The 17,850-nt window shown below is 34.7% G+C and carries 16 protein-coding genes and 2 pseudogenes; 10 read left to right on the forward strand and 8 right to left on the reverse strand.

Features of this window, described 5'->3' with window-relative positions:
• Positions 1–225: 225 nt before the first annotated feature.
• Complete coding sequence (gene ychF, locus ACQH2O_RS04610) at positions 226–1,320, reverse strand: redox-regulated ATPase YchF (RefSeq protein ID WP_010962597.1); 1,095 nt, start codon at positions 1,318–1,320, stop codon at positions 226–228.
• 117 nt (positions 1,321–1,437) lie between these two features.
• On the opposite strand from ychF, the gene ACQH2O_RS04615 reads away from it, so the two are divergent.
• Both ACQH2O_RS04615 and ACQH2O_RS04620 read left to right on the forward strand, forming a co-directional pair.
• Positions 1,438–2,370: a hypothetical protein gene (locus tag ACQH2O_RS04615; RefSeq protein ID WP_425385090.1), complete on the forward strand. Its 933-nt coding sequence runs from the start codon at positions 1,438–1,440 to the stop codon at positions 2,368–2,370.
• A gap of 75 nt (positions 2,371–2,445) precedes the next feature.
• Positions 2,446–3,621, forward strand: coding sequence for a CCA tRNA nucleotidyltransferase (locus ACQH2O_RS04620; RefSeq protein WP_010962599.1), 1,176 nt, complete (start codon positions 2,446–2,448; stop codon positions 3,619–3,621).
• Here the strand turns inward: ACQH2O_RS04620 and ACQH2O_RS04625 are convergent.
• Entirely contained in the window at positions 3,605–5,380 is a 1,776-nt protein-coding gene (locus ACQH2O_RS04625; RefSeq protein WP_174516763.1) for a hypothetical protein, read from the reverse strand. The genes ACQH2O_RS04620 and ACQH2O_RS04625 overlap by 17 nt on opposite strands.
• A gap of 135 nt (positions 5,381–5,515) precedes the next feature.
• Positions 5,516–6,049, reverse strand: coding sequence for an HK97 family phage prohead protease (locus tag ACQH2O_RS04630; RefSeq protein ID WP_070357044.1), 534 nt, complete (start codon positions 6,047–6,049; stop codon positions 5,516–5,518).
• Between the two features lie 568 nt (positions 6,050–6,617).
• Between ACQH2O_RS04630 and ACQH2O_RS04635 the strand changes: the two are divergent.
• The 3 genes and pseudogenes from ACQH2O_RS04635 to tatC form a co-directional block, all read left to right on the forward strand.
• Positions 6,618–6,701, forward strand: a pseudogene (locus ACQH2O_RS04635) (WPE palindromic element domain-containing protein); the annotation flags it as partial.
• A gap of 601 nt (positions 6,702–7,302) precedes the next feature.
• A complete protein-coding gene (locus tag ACQH2O_RS04640) occupies positions 7,303–8,400 on the forward strand; it encodes a type I glyceraldehyde-3-phosphate dehydrogenase (RefSeq protein ID WP_010962604.1) in 1,098 nt (365 codons plus the stop codon).
• On the forward strand, positions 8,397–9,158 hold the full coding sequence (tatC, locus tag ACQH2O_RS04645; RefSeq protein ID WP_010962605.1) for a twin-arginine translocase subunit TatC: 762 nt from the start codon (positions 8,397–8,399) through the stop codon (positions 9,156–9,158). Before ACQH2O_RS04640 ends, tatC begins: the two co-directional genes overlap by 4 nt.
• A 53-nt stretch (positions 9,159–9,211) precedes the next feature.
• Here the strand turns inward: tatC and ACQH2O_RS04650 are convergent, their stop codons facing one another.
• Positions 9,212–9,667, reverse strand: coding sequence for an arginine repressor ArgR (locus tag ACQH2O_RS04650; protein ID WP_010081874.1), 456 nt, complete (start codon positions 9,665–9,667; stop codon positions 9,212–9,214).
• 125 nt (positions 9,668–9,792) lie between these two features.
• Here ACQH2O_RS04650 and ACQH2O_RS04655 point away from each other — a divergent pair, with 125 nt between their 5' ends.
• The 4 genes and pseudogenes from ACQH2O_RS04655 to ACQH2O_RS04670 all read left to right on the forward strand — a co-directional run bounded on the left by ACQH2O_RS04655 (position 9,793) and on the right by ACQH2O_RS04670 (position 12,734).
• Complete coding sequence (locus ACQH2O_RS04655; RefSeq protein WP_038198776.1) at positions 9,793–10,527, forward strand: ABC transporter substrate-binding protein; 735 nt, start codon at positions 9,793–9,795, stop codon at positions 10,525–10,527.
• Complete coding sequence (locus ACQH2O_RS04660) at positions 10,527–11,174, forward strand: amino acid ABC transporter permease (RefSeq protein ID WP_022626279.1); 648 nt, start codon at positions 10,527–10,529, stop codon at positions 11,172–11,174. The genes ACQH2O_RS04655 and ACQH2O_RS04660 overlap by 1 nt, the downstream gene beginning before the upstream one ends.
• Complete coding sequence (locus ACQH2O_RS04665; protein WP_010962606.1) at positions 11,158–11,799, forward strand: amino acid ABC transporter ATP-binding protein; 642 nt, start codon at positions 11,158–11,160, stop codon at positions 11,797–11,799. Before ACQH2O_RS04660 ends, ACQH2O_RS04665 begins: the two co-directional genes overlap by 17 nt.
• 102 nt (positions 11,800–11,901) lie before the next feature.
• A pseudogene (locus tag ACQH2O_RS04670) lies at positions 11,902–12,734 on the forward strand (IS5 family transposase).
• A 374-nt stretch (positions 12,735–13,108) separates the two neighbouring features.
• On the opposite strand, the gene ACQH2O_RS04675 reads toward ACQH2O_RS04670, so the two are convergent.
• The gene (locus ACQH2O_RS04675) at positions 13,109–14,308 is read right to left on the reverse strand and encodes a phage major capsid protein (protein WP_065094900.1); all 1,200 of its coding nucleotides are present in this window, start codon (positions 14,306–14,308) and stop codon (positions 13,109–13,111) included.
• Between the two features lie 48 nt (positions 14,309–14,356).
• Between ACQH2O_RS04675 and ACQH2O_RS04680 the strand changes: the two genes are divergently transcribed.
• Entirely contained in the window at positions 14,357–14,650 is a 294-nt protein-coding gene (locus ACQH2O_RS04680) for a hypothetical protein (RefSeq protein ID WP_010962608.1), read from the forward strand.
• A gap of 192 nt (positions 14,651–14,842) precedes the next feature.
• Here ACQH2O_RS04680 and ACQH2O_RS04685 read toward each other — a convergent pair whose 3' ends face one another.
• The 3 genes from ACQH2O_RS04685 to ACQH2O_RS04695 form a co-directional block, all read right to left on the reverse strand.
• Positions 14,843–15,640 (reverse strand): hypothetical protein, encoded by a 798-nt coding sequence (locus tag ACQH2O_RS04685; RefSeq protein WP_007548904.1) that lies wholly within the window; start codon positions 15,638–15,640, stop codon positions 14,843–14,845.
• Positions 15,641–15,689: 49 nt separating this feature from the next.
• On the reverse strand, positions 15,690–16,364 hold the full coding sequence (gene pyrF, locus ACQH2O_RS04690) for an orotidine-5'-phosphate decarboxylase (RefSeq protein WP_425385091.1): 675 nt from the start codon (positions 16,362–16,364) through the stop codon (positions 15,690–15,692).
• 92 nt (positions 16,365–16,456) lie between these two features.
• The gene (locus ACQH2O_RS04695; protein WP_425385092.1) at positions 16,457–17,719 is read right to left on the reverse strand and encodes a hypothetical protein; all 1,263 of its coding nucleotides are present in this window, start codon (positions 17,717–17,719) and stop codon (positions 16,457–16,459) included.
• Positions 17,720–17,850 lie beyond the last annotated feature (131 nt).

A 17,850-nucleotide genomic window follows, 5' to 3' on the forward strand; every position in this document is an offset into this window, starting at 1 on the left:
AAATGATTAATCTACAGTAAAAAATGCCTTAGGATTTAATTTATAAAAAAACAATAGATTTTTTGTATCTGTTCAGGGGCATCGCAAATATTGAAGCAAAGTGGTCAGTGCTTACTGTACGAACATTGTGGTTTGAGAGCAATCTCCGCTAGGGAGGATGTCATCCCAGTGCCCAGACACTGGGATCCAGAAAACTTAACTTTAAATAAGTGGCTGCATAATAAACTACACATTAAACCTAAAGTGCATTATATCGCCATCTTGCACGATATAATCTCTGCCTTCAAAGCGAATTTTTCCTGCGTCTTTGCAAGCTGATTCACTTCCATACTTTATGTAGTCTGCAAAGCTTATTGTCTCTGCTTTTATAAAGCCTTTCTCAAAATCAGTGTGGATTACACCTGCTGCTTTATCGGCTGTTGACCCTATTTTTACTGGCCATGCACGTGCTTCTTTGGGGCCCACAGTAAAGAAAGTTATCATACTCAGCACTTCATACATAATACGCGCTACTCCATCAAGGCCTGATTCTTGTAAGCCAAATTCTGATAAAAAACTCTGTTTTTCCTCTTCACTATCAAGATTTGCAATATCTGCTTCGAGTTTTGCTGAAATGCAATAAAATTTGCTTTTATTTTCCTCCGCCATCCTCTCTACCTTTTTAGATAATTCATTGCCAGTTATAACATTTGTATCTTCAACATTGCAAACGTACATAACGGGCTTTGTTGTCAGCAATTGAAGCAACTTCATCTCATCTTCATTGATATTCTCCAAACTTCTTGCAGGTTTACCTAATTTTAAAGTAGCTAATACCTCTTGCATTAATTCAAGTTGTCTCTTTAGCTCTTTATCACCTTGCTTTGCTTTCTTTTCCAATTGAGGAAGCCTTTTTTCTATGCTATCAATATCAGCTAGGATTAATTCCATTTCTACCACTTCAGCATCTGATATTGGATCTATTTTACTGTGTATATGGCTGATATCGTCATCCGTAAAGCACCTGAGCAGATGAACGATGGCATCAACTTCTCTGATATGGCTTAAAAATTTATTGCCAAGCCCTTCGCCTTTGCTCGCACCCTTTACCAGACCTGCAATATCTACAACTTCTAATTGGTTGTAGATTACCTTCTCTGAGCCTGCAATTGCTGCGATTTGTTTCAAACGTTGATCTTTTATCGAAATCTTGCCTATATTTGGCTCGATTGTGCAAAAAGGATAATTTGCAGCTTCGGCTGCACTTGACTCTGTAAGCGCATTAAATAAGGTTGATTTTCCTATGTTTGGTAACCCAACTATACCGCAGTTAAAACTCATATTTGCTATGTAAAATTATAACTATTGCATAATTTAAAAATTTCTGCTATACTTAATTAGTCGCTTATTGACAATTTTGTTGGTATAGTAATATATAGCTTAAATTAAGGTAAAACTATGACTACAGCTAAGAAACGGAAACTACCAAGTGACTTTCATGATGTTGAGGTTGGAATAAAAAGGCCCAGGATCTCAGGGCAAGAAATAACTCTTTTAAATAGTAAACCTTACCCTGACAATTTCTATGTAGGACAAGCAATTGGTAATGGAAGCTGTTTTTTTGACTCGTTCAGGCAAAGTCTAGAACAACAGACAGGAGAGCAAGTTACTGCCGAAAAATTAAGAAATGATTGTAGGGAATTTGCGCAAAAGAATCCACCAAAGTGGTTTACAAATGCAATTGTCAATAGTCATGATAACAATGGCCAGCACCGTAGTGAAACTGTAGATGATTATACAGCAGACATTATGCGTAACAGTAGGTGGGGTGATCCTGACGTTGAAGGCAGAATACTTTGTGAAAAGTATAAGGTAAAGCTACATGTTATAGAGAACCAGACTGTTGATAACCAAGATCTGTCTTTGCATGAATTAATAGACAATTCAGGTTCAAAAAGTGCAGGTGAATACAATAAAGTTGATTATGATGATAGTAGTACTGTGCATATAATAAACAAAGGCGGATTGCATTTCGAACCATTGCTTGATAGAAATAAAAGTTCAGCAAAACAACTGCAAGAGGAAACCAAACTTAAACAAGAGCAAGAACAAGAAGATTTCCTATTAGCAAAAAAACTGCAGCTAGACGAGATCTTAGAATATTGTAACCTTTCAAAGGATATCTCTGAGAGAGCAGAGGTTGAAAAGGGATTTGATAAGTTATTGGCAGAAAATGCTGATGGAAAAATTGGTGATGTTGTAGGGCAGTGCGTTAGTGATATAAAGCAGCGCATAGAGCAGCAAAACCCTTCAAGTTTACTAAGATGTGGTACGGAATCGATGGCAGAACCATTTCATCAACAACGAGCACCACAACTTGTAAAATCTTAATAGCCCTGTATATTTTTATATAGGGCTTTTGCAAGCATTTCATATAATATGAACTTGCAGTACGTACTAACCTAAATGCAAGTTGACCATGAGACTAGTTTAATTATTGATGCCATAGAGGAATTTGGTGGTGAGGCTAGGCTTGTCGGCGGGTGTGTGAGAGACTCAATTTTGCAGCGTGATGTCCACGACATCGATTTAGCTACTAATTTGCTTCCCAATCAAACGATTAAAGCGCTAAAACTCCGTAATATAAAAACTATTCCAACTGGCTTAAAACATGGAACTATCACTGCGGTTCTAAATCAGAGGTCTTTTGAAATTACGACACTAAGGCATGATGTGAAATGTGATGGTAGGCATGCAAAAGTAGAATTTACCAATAATTGGCAAGCGGATGCTTCAAGGCGCGACTTTACATTTAATGCTCTGTATGCAGATAAGCATGGCCATATATATGACTACTTTGGTGGTATAGAGGACTTAAAAGCGCGAAGGTTAAACTTTATAGGCAACGCTGAAGATAGAATTAAAGAAGACTATCTACGTATTCTAAGAGCTTTTCGTTTTCATGCAAAAATATGTGTCGGAGATTTGAGTGATGAAATACTAAGCGTATGCAAAAAGCATTCGCATATGATCCAAAACCTCTCTGGAGAGAGAATAAGAGATGAAATACTTAAATTGCTGGAGTGCAATGATCCTTTTCCAACACTTAAGAGCATGCAAGAATCTGATGTTTTGCAAAAGATTATCCCAAAAGAAGTAAAATGCGAAATTCTGTCTTCGCCACTTCTTTTGGGCACTGATGCACTAGTAAAATTAGCGTTACTCCTTAGGGCTACTAAAAAAAATGACAGGTTAAGTCTTGGAGAATATGTAAGCAAATTTTTACGTCTTTCGAACAAGCAAAAGAAAAAGCTGCTATTTTTACTATCCAACGATATCAAAACAGAACTCTCAGAAAAAGAGCAAAAAAAATACATATCTTTATTTGGTAGAGAATTATATTGTGATTTAGTGAAAATTTGTGGTGTTGAGTCTGGAGAAAATGTTGATGAATACATTTCATTTGCTAACACATTCAATATTCCAAAATTTCCTTTATCTGGCGATGATTTAATAAGTATAGGTCACCAGCCAGGAAAAAGTTTAGGTAGAAACTTGGAATTGCTAAAACAACATTGGGAAGATAGCTCCTACACTTTAACAAAAGAGGAGCTGGTGCTTTATGCTAAGAACCTATTCTAACTGCTTTCTGACTGTTCAATGAATGTATGCTTGCAATATTAGGGGAACTCATAGAGGAATTAGGTATATGTTCTTTTTTAGCTTTTTCTGTTAATTGATATTCGTTTACTCCTCCTTGAGTTTGATTACACATTCCCTGATCTGGAGATAAAAATTTATCTCTTATGCTTAATGCCAGTTGTAACTCTTGAATCTTATTTGAAAAACATTTCATTTTAGCCTCTGTTAATTTTCCTGTAACAATTTCTTTAAGCAATTCTCCTGAGTCGTTATTATTATTATTCTTGCTATTAAAGCTGTGCAAGATAGAGTCTACAATCTTATTTACCCCTTCTTGTTTGTTAAATTCTAATTTTTTTACGCATTTTCTAACAGAAGGTGACAACTTGGCTTTTAACGTGTCATCTCGTAGTTCTTTACCCATATTTTTTCCAATGTTACAATGTTCGTTGACAACTTCTTTAACCTTAGCTTCTATGATCTCCCTTGCGGATTGTTTCAAATTACTTTCTAATAATTCAAGCAGCTTACTGCTTTCAAATTTGCCATCATCTTGATTTGATAGAGACTTTATAGTTTCATTAAGCACGTTATGGCAAAAGTGTTTCTCTTTAAATTCAGGAAAACCTTTTTTTAACTCCTCGTTTTTCCCAGATAAAAAGTTATTGAGACCCTTATCCCTAGAAAGCTTATTGGGCAAGTTTCGTAATTTTGAAAGAGTTGATTTTGCAGTAGATACTGTACTCACTGCACCTGCCTTTTTAGCCAATTGACCTTCTTTTGCTTCCTGTAGTTTCTTAGTGTCAGCTTTCAATTGACCTTCTAAATCAATCTCCAATTGTTGTTTAGATTCTTGAACACTTTGTAATTGCTTCCCCAAGTTCTCCATTTCACCCAATTGAGCAGTCAATGTATTCACACTTAATCGTAGAGCTTTGTTTTCATGACCTAAGTCACTGACTTTATTTTCTAATTCAGTATTTTTGTCTTTAGCCTGACACAATTTATCAGTCTGTGATTTAAGTAAAGCCACTAATTTGCTAGCTTGCCATTGTTGATTCAATTCAATTAATTTATCCTCCTTGTCCTTTAACCTACTCTTAAGTTCTATTATTTGTGCTTGCAGACTTTCATTATCTTTCCTAGTAGCTTCAATTTCTTCTCCTTGCTCTCTTATTATCATGTATTGATCAAATATAGTTTTCTGTTGTTCATCAACTTTATCCTGCATTGCTTTTTTATCTTGTTTGTATTTGGTTAGTTCCTCTTCTCGTTCGCCTGCATCTTCTGTAAGTCCCTTATAACTCTTTTCAAGTCCTTCAATTGCAGATCGTAATTCTCTATTTTCTTCTTTTAAGGAAGCATTTTGTAAACGTTCAAGTTCTAATTCCTGATTTATGCCCTCCAGCTGTTCTTCTAATGCTTCATCATCTTCCTCTGTTATCAATGCTACTCCATCAGTCTGAACCCCTCCATCTTTGTTTATCACTACACTTTGGCTCTCTTTCTCTACAACTTCAGGTTTTAAGTCAACTTGAACACTTCCATCTATTGTCTTAAAAGCATCAGTTTGAACTTCATTGTTTGCAGTAGTTTTATCGTAGTACAAAATATTTTCTGCCCATCTATTCCATCTCTTGGGCAATATTCGTCCAATCGTTTTTAGATATAACCAAGCAAATACAGTAGACCAGCTGTATTTTTTTTCCTTTCGCTTAATATTAATTTCATAATTAACCTTATTATTAATATTTAGCATAAAATTACCTTATTTTTTAACTTTAATTTACAGAAAATTTTAATAGTAATAAAGTTATATATATTAGTATAAATGTTAAACAAATACTAACGCAGGTGTCAAATTATGGTAAAGTCTTTGCCCGCCTAATACACTTTAAGCAGAAATGTACATGTCTGCAAGTACAGCATTTGCTTTTTCTATCGCTCTTGCTAACACTCCCTGTTCATTGTTCTGATTTTTCACATTGATTACCTGAGCAGCCAAGTTTGCAGGAAAAGTGACCAAACTGACTTCCCATAATTCCACTTGTTTTAACACTCTAGCTCCACTTTTATGATCAACATCATACTCTATAGGTATATAGCCGATGGAAAGTCCGTTAATTGCCCCAGTTTTGAGCATCAAATACACTTCTTCTGCTTTCTGAATACCCAAAAGTAAATGTGCGGTTATATACAGGCCAACATCATTTTCATAAATATCTATGATACTACCTATAGGTTCGTCAGGATTATGCTGCCAAAGGAGTTTTATTTTATTTCTGTTTAAATTTTCCTTAAATGCTCCGGGCAATATCAGATCATTTTGTTTATCAACTATGTTAAAAACGCTCGCATAACCAGAAAATACACCGTTTTCTCCTATACTTTTTATTGACAATGGTGAATAGAGAAATTTCTTATTCATAAAGCCTCCTGTAGTATTGGGAATTTTGTTTCGCAATGCACTGCGATATAATTCTATTATATGCAGTGCTCTAAAAGGGGGAAGCACTTTCTTAGTTACTAAAAACGCTAAATTGTAATATGGTACAATGTTACAACGATGTCATGAAAGTAGCTGAAACTGGTTCCTTTATGACGGCAGTACCTTCTCCTGTCATCCGAGTAGCCTCCTTTTTTTGTCATCCCAGTGCTTGACACTGGGATGGCTTTGTTGCATCGCTACTTATGAAAGGCTAACTATAGTTAGGATTATAAGCAACCTATTGAAAATCTTGTTTTTTTGCAATCAATCTGATCAAATTTAAGAATAGTAATTTATTATTTACATTAATAAATTTAATTCTATTGAAAATAGCTAAAGCATTGAAATTCTTGAATTTTAGCCGGATTAGTGAGTGGTAGTGAAATTTCTTTTACTCAAATTTAGGTATTCACTGACCGTTCTTGTTATAAATACCAGAATAATAAGCTACTGATATTCTCCATCTTTTTTATCTTTAATCCATCATAGCTAGCGATGCAACAAAGCCCACTGGGATCCAGAAGACTTAATTTCAACCAAGTGGCTGCATAATAAAGGCTGGATTCCAGTGTCAAGCACTGGAATGACATCACAGGGGCATTGACCTCTCTTGGGCTCTTTTAGCTATAAACATTAAGAAATTTACCAAATGAAAAAAAAGGCAAAAGAAGCCCTGGGGTTATTATCCGCTTTAAAATATTGGCGTTTTTTATGTTTTAAACGCTTGACAAGCAAGATTAAGCTGCTTTTAATTGCAACTAACTTACGCTGCAAATGTTTAAGAAGTTTACTAAGCAGAAAAAAAGACAAAGAATCCCCGAGTTAGCTAGTCTTTTACTATCTCTGTCGAGTATTGGCATTTTTTGATGTCTTGTAACGCTTTATAAGCGCGTTCAGCTTATTTAGATAAAAATCTAGATGTAGATGAAGTTTTGTAAAGACATACAGTATCTATGTACTGCAAAAAATTAAACATAAGACGCCGATACATTAAGTAATCCTTACCTTTTAATCTGCAGATTGGCGAAAGCAAATACAATAGCTTCAATTTTATGATAAGGGGGCTGGCGGAGTTTGTCAAGCAAGTTTTTAGCCCTGTCTCCTTGCTATAATGTTCATATCGATAGAAAAGCAAAAGAATAAAATGAAATATCAAGTGATATCCTCTATAATTAAATTTTTTGAATGAAGAGATGACGATTCGTGTAGGAATTAATGGTCTGGGTAGAATAGGCAGAGGCGTATTGCGTGCTATTTTCGAAATAGAAGAATATAGCAAACAAATAGAAGTTGTAGCTGTCAATGGATCGCTCAGTGCAAAGCAGCATGCACATTTGATTAAATATGATTCTGTTCATGGCAAATTCAGTGGTGATATTGATTTTAATGAGTCTCAAAATTGGATTTCTATAAATGGCAAAAAGTTTTCTTTATATAGAGAACGGAATCCTGAAAATATTCCTTGGAATGTTGATGTAATACTTGAATGTACTGGTGCATTCAATAAACGTGAAGAAGCAATAAGGCACAATGCAGAGAAAGTAATTGTCTCTGCTCCAGTTCCGGATGCTGATGTCACTATAGTTTATGGTGTGAATGACGATATGCTCGAAAAAGAGCATAAAGTGATATCAGCAGGTTCTTGCACTACAAATTGCCTTGCTCCGATTGTGAAAGTCCTACACTCCAGTTTAGGTATAAAAAGCGGTTTTATGACTACTATACATGCCTACACGAATGATCAAAATGTTCTTGATGGTAATCATAAAGATTTGCGTAGAGCAAGGGCTTGCGGATTATCTATGGTGCCAACTACAACCGGGGCAGCAAAAACAATTGGTTCTATAATTCCTGAATTAAAGGGCAAGCTAGATGGCACTGCCGTCAGAGTTCCGGTTAGCAATGTTTCTATGGTTGATTTTACATTTACGACTGATAAGAAAGCGACCGTTAAAGAAATCAATGAAATGTTTAAGGATGCAGCTCTCTCCTCTACGTCATTCCAGCGCGTGACGCTGGAATCTAATTTCTGGATCCCAGTGTCAGCTACTCGGATGACATCAGAGGGTACTAGGATGACAGAGGGTTATCCAATGTCAAATGTACTTTCTATATGCGAGGAACCTTTAGTCTCAATAGATTTTGTGCATAACCCTTATAGTGCAATTGTGGATTTAACTGGTACATATGTTACAGGTGATATATGCAGGGTTGCAGCGTGGTATGACAATGAGTGGGCTTTTTCGCTGAGAATGTTAGACATAGCATTATTGAGCTATAGTAAAGTATGAACTGGAACTCAAGCAAATACGCCTCATTTTATGAGCACTTTGCGGAACTCAGAAAAAGAGTTATCTTTTGCTTTCTATTTTTTTGCGTTGCTTTTGGTTTTTGTTATTACTTTAAGGAAAATATATACCGTTTTTTACTCGCACCTTTAATAGAAGCAACAAAAGGTAGCGAAGGTTTTTCTTTAATTTACACAGACTTAACAGAGGCATTTTTTGTGTATCTCCAAGTTGCAATAATGAGCGCACTTTTGTTTTCTTTTCCTGTGTTTGCATGGCAATTTTATATGTTCTTAGCACCTGGGTTATATAAAAGTGAAAGGGCAGTGTTGTTGCCATACTTGATTGCAACACCGGTTTTATTTGTAACGGGAGCTACTGTAGTCTATTACTATATATTTCCTTTAGCCTGGAAGTTTTTCATCACTTTTGAACATAGTGGGAAATCTTTCGGTATACCAATAGAGTTTATGCCATCAGTTAGCGAATATTTAGACCTCGTTCTCCAATTTATGTTTGCTTTTGGCACTGCATTTCAAATTCCAGTAATACTCACATTAATGGTGAGAGTAGGGTTACTCACTACACAAAGTTTGTCAAATAAACGCAGAATCGCGATAGTGGTAATTTTTATTATCGCTGCAATCTTAACTCCACCTGATGTATTAAGCCAAGTAGGGCTTGCAATACCTATGCTGATTCTATATGAATTGTCCATTCTGATATGTAGGTATATTGAAAAAAAGAAGACAAAGATTTAAACAAAGAAATCCCTCTTATCTCCTTTATATCACATTTTTAACTTACAACATTCTTATTCAGGACTTAAATATGGAAATGTTTCATAAATTGATTGTAATACTTTGTTAAGTTCAGCCTTACTTTTGATGATCAATAATACTGTATCATCACCTGCTATAGTTCCTATAATTCCTATGTTTTTGCTATTATTTAATGAATAAATAACATACTTCTGATCTAGAAAGTAAGCTAGGCTGCTAGCTTGTCCTGGTTGAGTGTGTAGTACTATTAAACCAAAATCCGAAATTTGCATATTAAGTATTAATGGTAATCGATATTGGTTGATGTCAATTACTTTATACATACCAGCAACTTTGGCAATTTTAAGTTTTTTTAATTTTCTTGATAAAGTAGCCTGAGGAATGTTGTGCCCTCTTTCTTTAAGCAAGGTCTGTAAATCGCTCTGCTCTAAAATTTCGTGATTTTGAATAATATTTAAAATATGTTCACCTAGTGTGTTGTCATGCATTATGCATTTTCCTCATATTGAATATGTAATAAGTATATTTGAAATTATATTCATTATTTCTTGACTATTCAATTTTTAATGTCTATATTCATAAGATGAATAAAATATGAATATAAATTAGTAATATGAAAAAATATATTTTAAATGCTATTATAGTGATAAGTATTCTATTAACAGGATGCAAGGAAAATAAACACGATAATATCATTAGATTTGCAATTTCTGCAGATTATCCACCTTTTGAATATTATGAAAATGGTAAATTTACTGGCTTTGACATTGAGCTTGCTCAATTAGTAGCAAAAGAGTTAGGTAAAGAAGCGATATTTAAAGATATGCAGTTTAGTGCTATATTTGCAGCATTGCAAAGTAATTCTGTAGATGCTGCTATATCTACTATTGGTAGCACAGAAGAGCGTGAAAAAAATTTTGATTTTTCAAATAGTTATTATACAGGGGAATTTGGTATTCTATATCACAAAAATAAACCCATAGCCGGTATAAACAACTTAACTCACAAGAAGATAGCCGTTCAACTAGGAACTGTCATGGAAATTTGGCTAAAAGAGCATGTTCCTACAACAGCTCAAATTATTGCTATAGACAATAATAATCAAGCTGTAGAAACATTAAAGTCTGGTCATGTTGATGGCGTCCTAATTGATGAATTCCAAGGTAAAGTATTTAGCAAAAAAAATCCTGGTCTATCATGGTCAGCCACTGCCAAGTTAGATGGTGGTTATGTTATTGCTGTGAATAAAGGATCTGCTTTAAAGGATAAAATAAACGAGGCATTAAAAAGTTTAGAAAGTAAAGGTGTAATACAAAAAATAGCAGAAAAATGGCTAGGAGATAACTGATGCAGGAATTAATTTCTAATTTCTTGTTTGTTGGAACAGGCCTTGCCTTTACTTTAAAATTATTGATTGGAGGACTGCTTTTAGGTGTGAGTCTAGGGGGATTATTGTCAGTACTCAGATATAATAAGATCTGTATTCCATTAATTAATGGAATTATATCTGTAATACGTGGCACCCCCCTTATATTACAGTTAAGTGTTGTTTATTTTATGACCCCAACCATTGCAGGAATTAAATTAAACATATTTAGTGCTGGCATTATAGCATTTGGTCTAAATAGCTGTGCTTATATTGCTGAGATTTTACGAGCTGGTATTGAAACTATATCAAAAAACCAGTTTGAAGCAGCTAAAACTTTACAAATACCTAGTTTCTATATGTGGAGAGATATTATATTACCACAAGTTATTAAAAATATTCTTCCTGCAATGATAAATGAGATCATTGCACTCCTTAAAGAAACGGCATTAATCTCTACTATTGGTGGTGTTGATATTATGCGCTCTGCGCAAATGCTTGCAGCAGAACAATTTACTTATTTTATACCACTTTGTCTTGCTGGGGCTTATTATTACGCTCTTGTATTACTAATTGAATATATAGGCAAAAAGATTGAACAGAAAGGTATATATGATAAAAATGCATAATGTTTGTAAATTATTTAATAATGTTCCAGTACTTAATAATATTAACCTGATTATAGAGCAATCTATAGTTGGTCTTGCTGGTCCTTCTGGTAGTGGTAAATCAACATTGTTACGTTGTATACAAAAACTCGAAGTTTTAGATTCTGGTAGCATTGAATGCAATGATAGTACTGGTTTTGTATTTCAGGATTTTCAACTTTTCTCACATATGACTGTCTGGGAAAATCTTACATATGCTCCCAAGCTTAAAAACAAAACTCAGGATCAAAGTGATTCACTACTTGAGTCTTTGGGTATTGCCTCTAAAAAAAATGATTACCCTAGTAATCTATCCGGTGGGCAAAAACAGCGGGTTGCGCTTGCCAGAAGCTTAATGATGAATCCAAGGATTCTATTATGCGATGAGCCAACGTCTGGTTTAGATGTAGCAACAATAGTCGACGTTGTGGAACTACTACAATCAGTTAGAGATATGGGTATTACTATGATTATCGCTTCTCACAATTTGGATTTTTTAACAAAAATATCAGATCGGATTATTCTGTTAAAAAACGGAAAAATAATTGTAGATATCAATCCTAAAGAAATTGATGAACCAACAAACTATTTAAAAAATAATTATTAAAAGAGAATCACTCATATCATACTGAGAGCTATAACAGATCTTAGAGGTTGTCCGGAAACAAGTAAAAGGCTATAATATCTGAAATTTTAGTACGGGGTAAAGATGAGAAAAAAGTATCCAACAGATCTAAGCGAAAGGGAATGGGCAAGAATAGAAAAACACTTCAGAGTATCATACAAGAAAGGAGGAAGGCCGCCAAAGTATAGCAAAAAAGAAATATTAGAAGCAATTTTCTATGTATTGCGTACAGGGTGTCAATGGCGGTATTTACCAAATGATTTTCCGCTATGGAAGACTGTGTATGAGCAGTTCAGGCAATGGAAGAAGCAGGGAATTTTTGAGAAAATGAATTATGAAATTACAAAATATAGTAGAAGAAAAATAGGAAGGAATGAGCAGCCGAGTGCCTGTATAGTAGATAGTCAATCTGTAAAGACTACAGAAAAGGGGGGATCAAAGGCTATGATGGAAGTAAAAAAGTAAAGGGTAGAAAAAGGCATATAATTACAGACACTCAGGGTTTTATACTAGGTTGTTACGTAGGCGCTGCTAACGAAAATGATAGAGATGGTATTAAAATAGCATTAAACAATATGAGAACAAAATATACTAAAGTTAAAAAAATGTGGGCTGACATGGGATACCAAGGAAGAAATTTAAAGAATCACATAAAGGAAGAATATGACATAGATATTGAAATTGTTAAAAGGCCTCCATGTAGATTTTGGGTGCACAAAGATACGCCACCTGAGCTACTACCAACAAGAGAACAAGGGTTTAAAGTACAGCCAAGAAGATGGGTTGTAGAAAGGACTTTTGCTTGGGTTAATAGGAATAGAAGGCTATCGAAGGAGTATGATTTACTCACAACATCCACTGAGAATTTCATATACCTAGCTATGAGTAGGGTTATGTTAAAGAGGGAATATGCTTGAATTTACTAGTTTCCGGACAACCTCTTAGCATCGAAAATTACATAATATACATTATGGAAAACAAAATTACATAATGTAAGAAGCAATGCTAAAAATAAAATCACATAATATAGCAAACTATAGCTAACCCAAGAAAGGTTTTCCTACGTCATACCGCCGCGATATCTCAGCATAGATTCCGCTAACAAGTAGCGGAATGACGAATTTTTGTTTTTCAAACTGTCGGTAAATCTAAGTCAGTTTAGCTATATGTGTCAAGCACTGGGATGACACCCTCCTGATGGGCCAAAATCACAATGTTCGTACAGTTATGGAATGAATCGCGGTATGACGTGTTGCTTTGATCAGCTATAAAGATGATGCTGCGGAAGTTTTTAGTACTTGCTCGCAACTTTCAACAATTTAATAGCACTGGTGTTTACAACCTCTCCGCCGACACGCTTAGTGACAAAAAACCTCACATAAGGTTTATTCGTATAAGGGTCTCTTAATATTCTCATTCCTCTGTTATCTACAATCTTATAAGCTTGTTTGAAATCTGCCATCGCAATTACTGGTAGCTGATTGTTTGGCGCTGGTGGCATATCGGCAGATTGATATACTGGTATTCCCATTAAAGTATCTGGAGCTTCAAGCGACAGACTTGGCTGCCAGAGATACTGACCTGTTTGAGATTTTAGCAGCCTGATATCCTTCAACGTACTCCTGTTCATCAAAAATGACGCATTTTTGGAATAATATTCGTCCAGAGAGTAATACAACATCATTATTGAATCACTATCTAATTTTTCAGTTTTAACTTGCTCTATTTTATTATAACTGTTTCCATTTTCATAAGCTAAAATTCCTTTTGGTTGAAAAGTGCCCTCACCCTTAATGAAGGCTTCGCTTTCTTCCTTACTAAAAGTCTCGGCAATCTTTTCCACCAGCCAACTCTCAACATCGACAAACGCATCATCGAGTAACTTTTGTGATATTTGTGGTTGAGCATATAACTCGTAAGTTGTGACGGAAATCTTTTGGATTTTGGGCGTGTCCGTATCTTTTGCAAAATCATACTTAGACTTATTGCCACCGTCCTCATCATCTACTGTTTCACTGCTCCAACCTGCACCGGCGCGGTCAAAATCTTCTATAATGTAATCCAATGTTTCAGTAGAGATTCTTTGACTGGAGCATATTTGTCGCATTGGGGACGAATCAGTTACGCGCTTGTTTATGCGTTTTACAATATGCGGAGTAACTAGATACCCCCCGATATCACTGTCATCTCCACTGAGGGTTTTGTGTGATAAACCGCTTTCCATTCCCTTGCGGATATAATCAGAAAAATATTTATCGCTTGTGCTAAAATCTGTATTTACTTCTGGGCGTTGAGCTGCAGTTTCGATCAAGTCTAAACGCTCTTTGCAACTATCAATGGCATTATTTACCTTGCATAGCTGCTCAATTGTTGCAGAATCAGCACGCCCTTTGCTTTCAATTTCTTTTAGTTTGCGATCATTTATTAATTTAAATTGCTCCCATGATGAAGCGAGTTCATTGATACGGTGAGCGATATCGGTAAGTGACATAATAGCCTCCTTTGAAAATGAAATAAAAATGGAAATAAGGTAATAGGAATGGCATCCATAGATGTTTCCCACAGTTGTACGAATATTGCAATATGGTACATAGTAAACGATGTCATTCCAGTGCTTGACACTGGGATCCAGCTTCTATGCAACTTAATTAAAAACGTTTGTTTTAGCGTAAGACAACTACCTTTAGCTCATCAGCTCAGTTATAAGCAAAATTTCTGGATTCCAGTGTCAAGCACTGGAATGACATCATCTGTTGTGCAATTTACCTTTAAAAATGAATATCCGTACAGTTATGTGCTTGGCACTGAAATGGCATCATTTTTTATCTGTTGAAAATGTAAACCGAAAAATAGCGTGGCACTTTGTGCCACGCTTAGTACTGTAAGCTTAATCCAGTAATTAAATTAAGCGAGGTAAAATAAAAGATAATGACACTATATAATGTTCGTTCTTTTATGTCAAGCACTTTTTTGAATTTTTTTGGTGATAATTTTTATCCAGTTATTTTATTATTGTAGTATAATTTCAATGCCAGATACTATCATTATGATCACTATCTAAATTTAAATCGTAATTATCATCAAATTTATATATCCCCTCCATCTCTTCTCTATGCAATTCATGTGAATCACCTAAAGCTTTTTGATTAGAAACGTCAACACAATACTGTAACAGTGCTCTTAATGCTCCAGCACTATCTTGATCTAAATTAAAATTGCTAAAATCAAATTTCTGCATATTCTCCACATGTCCTTCTCTACATAACCTACATATCTTAGCAAAAGCCCTTTCACTTTCTCGACTCCAAGCATTAAGAAAGTAAGGATCTACTACTTTGCTAAATTGTTTCTCTATCTCTTCAAGAGAGCTCTCTGGATTAAGTTCTAATATTACTTTGAAAATCCCACTGCCATGGAATCCATAAAATTTACTAGATAAGCTATCTTTTACAAAATTAACTGCATCATCTATTGTAACACCAGAGCGAGATTCAAATATCATCTCAAATGCTCCATAACAACTATCAATACCAAAATTAATTATTTTTTCCATAAAATCAATTACCTCTTCTAAGGAAATTTGTGGCTTATTCCTCAAGATAACTTCTAAACTCTTGACAAAATTATGCCCATGCTGACCCATAGCATGGGTTTTCCCATTTATTGTATAATGATATAGCTTCTTATTTTCTATTATATGCTTATTGCACTGGTAGATATGTAGCTTATTCAATTTGCCAGAATATTCCTCTATTTCCTTATCTGGTAATTTTGAGCGGAATTCCTTGATTACTTCGCGTATTATTCTATTGATATTACTCATGCTTATTCCTAATTAATATGTTAGTATTTTTATAAATTAAGTTATTATATTAAAATTCTTTCATGGATTTCAATATTAGCTCCGCACTACTTGTAGTTTTTGTAATGGGTCTGCCAATGACGATATAATCAGCTCCTGAATTTATTGCTTCTTTTGGTGTTGCTGTTCTTTTTTGGTCGTCATGACCTGGATCTATACGAATTCCTGGAGTAATAATTTTAAAGTCTTCACCGCATTCTCGGCGCACTTCCTGAGCTTCCAATGCAGAACAGACTATTCCATAGAGTCCAATCTTTTTTGCAAGCTTTGCAAGCAAAATTACCTGTGATTTTACTTCTCTTGCTACTCCAAGCTCGTTTAAATCCTCATTGCTCATACTAGTTAGCACTGTCACTCCAATCAGCTTTATTTTTTTGCCTTGCACTACACTTAGCGCTTCTTCAAGCATTTTTGTCCCACCGCTGATGTGCAGAGTTAACATTTCAACGTTCAGAACTTTTATTACTTCAACTGTTTTAGCTACAGTGTTTGGAATGTCATGCAATTTCAGATCTAAAAAAATTGGTACATTGCATTTTGCAACTTCTTGCACTCCAGAAAGACCTTGAGCAGCAAAAAATTCTAATCCCAGCTTTACCATGCCAACTTTACCACGCAGAGCATTAGCTAGAGAAATAGCCTTATTTAAGTCTTGTGTATCCAGTGCGCATATTATTGGGTTCATTATCTTGCATGATTTATCTTATAATAAGACTCATTGTTGTGTTTTGCAAATACTTTCACTCTGATTGAACTGACTGCGTTCATAAGATTCTGTCAATAGTGAATTTGGCAACTTGGTCGGGGGGTGGATGAGCGACTGACAAATAATGATTCATATCCAAGATCTTCCAGCGAAGAAGAAGGCGTTTCGTCTGGCAAAAGCCGTGCAATTTCTCCTTGTAACGCAGACTTTAATATTTGAATCGTATCTAATATTGCTTTTCCATCATTATTTCTTATTGGTTCTTCTATATTGTCTGTTACGCATCTTATCAACAGTTGCGCAAAATTCACTTGTTTTTCTTTCTCTTTCAAAAAATCTTCTATTTGACTGTCTCGTTCTAAAAGTGAATTTCTTAAACTTTTTACTTCATTATTACAATCTTTTCTTATCCCATCTAACTCAAAAGATTGATTTTTAATTAAACCATTTGCTTCATCTAACTCTTCAAATTTCTCTTTTAATTCTTTAGATAAATTTTTCTTTTCTTTGTTGACCTCTTTAATTTTACATTGTAGTTTATCTAAGTTTGCATGCAGCCTTTCTTGTTCTTCACGTAATTCCTCTACTTCTTTAGAAAGTTTATTTTTTTCCTTATTCAATGCCTCTACTTTTTCACTAAGTTCATGTTTTTTCTCACGTAGTGCCTTTTGTACTTCACGTAACGTTTCTATTCTATCATTTAACCCCTTATTCTCTAGCTCTAAATGTTTATTATCATCCACTTCCATCTTCAGCTTTGCAATAAATCTACTTCTTTCTTCCAACTGTTTCTTTAAACATGAGATTTCAAGTTTTAATTTCTCTTCCTGCTCATTAAGCTTACCTATTTCCTTTCTTGTTTTGTCCAATTCATTGTCTATTTCAAACGTACGATTCTTTGCTGTTTCTAATTTTTTCTCTAAAGATTTTTTTTCTTCAAGAAGAGATTCTCTCTCAACTTCTGACTCATTTACTTTCTGATCCAATCTTTTTGCTCTCTTGTCTAAATTTTGCTTTTCTCGAGTTAATTCATGTTTTAATTTTTCCACTTCTTTGTTTGCAGCTTTTTCAGCTTCCTTTCCTAGAGTTATTTTATTTTCTAACTCTTGCTCTTTCTGAGCGAATTTATTTCTCTCAACCTCTATTTTTTTATTATTACTAATTATTTTATACGAAAGTGCAAGCACCAAAACAGATAATGTAGCTAAAGCAAGAATTAGAGGAAGAGGCACATTAGAAGTTACAATAAGCGCTAAAGATGTAAGTAACGTAAGAGTAGCTAAGGAACTAGCTATAAAATAAAATGTGTTAGCCTCACTAAGCAAATTGCTCATTACTCCCCTCCTCCCCCCACGTTCAGCAGTCTTGTATATATTTATTAAAATTCTCTTATCTGTGGAGGAATTATAGTGCTGCACCTACAACAAACTTTCCTTTTTCAGTCTACTAGCTAAAAATGGCTAAG

The organism is Wolbachia endosymbiont (group B) of Schoenobius gigantella (genome assembly GCF_964031005.1).
Lineage (GTDB): Bacteria > Pseudomonadota > Alphaproteobacteria > Rickettsiales > Anaplasmataceae > Wolbachia > Wolbachia pipientis.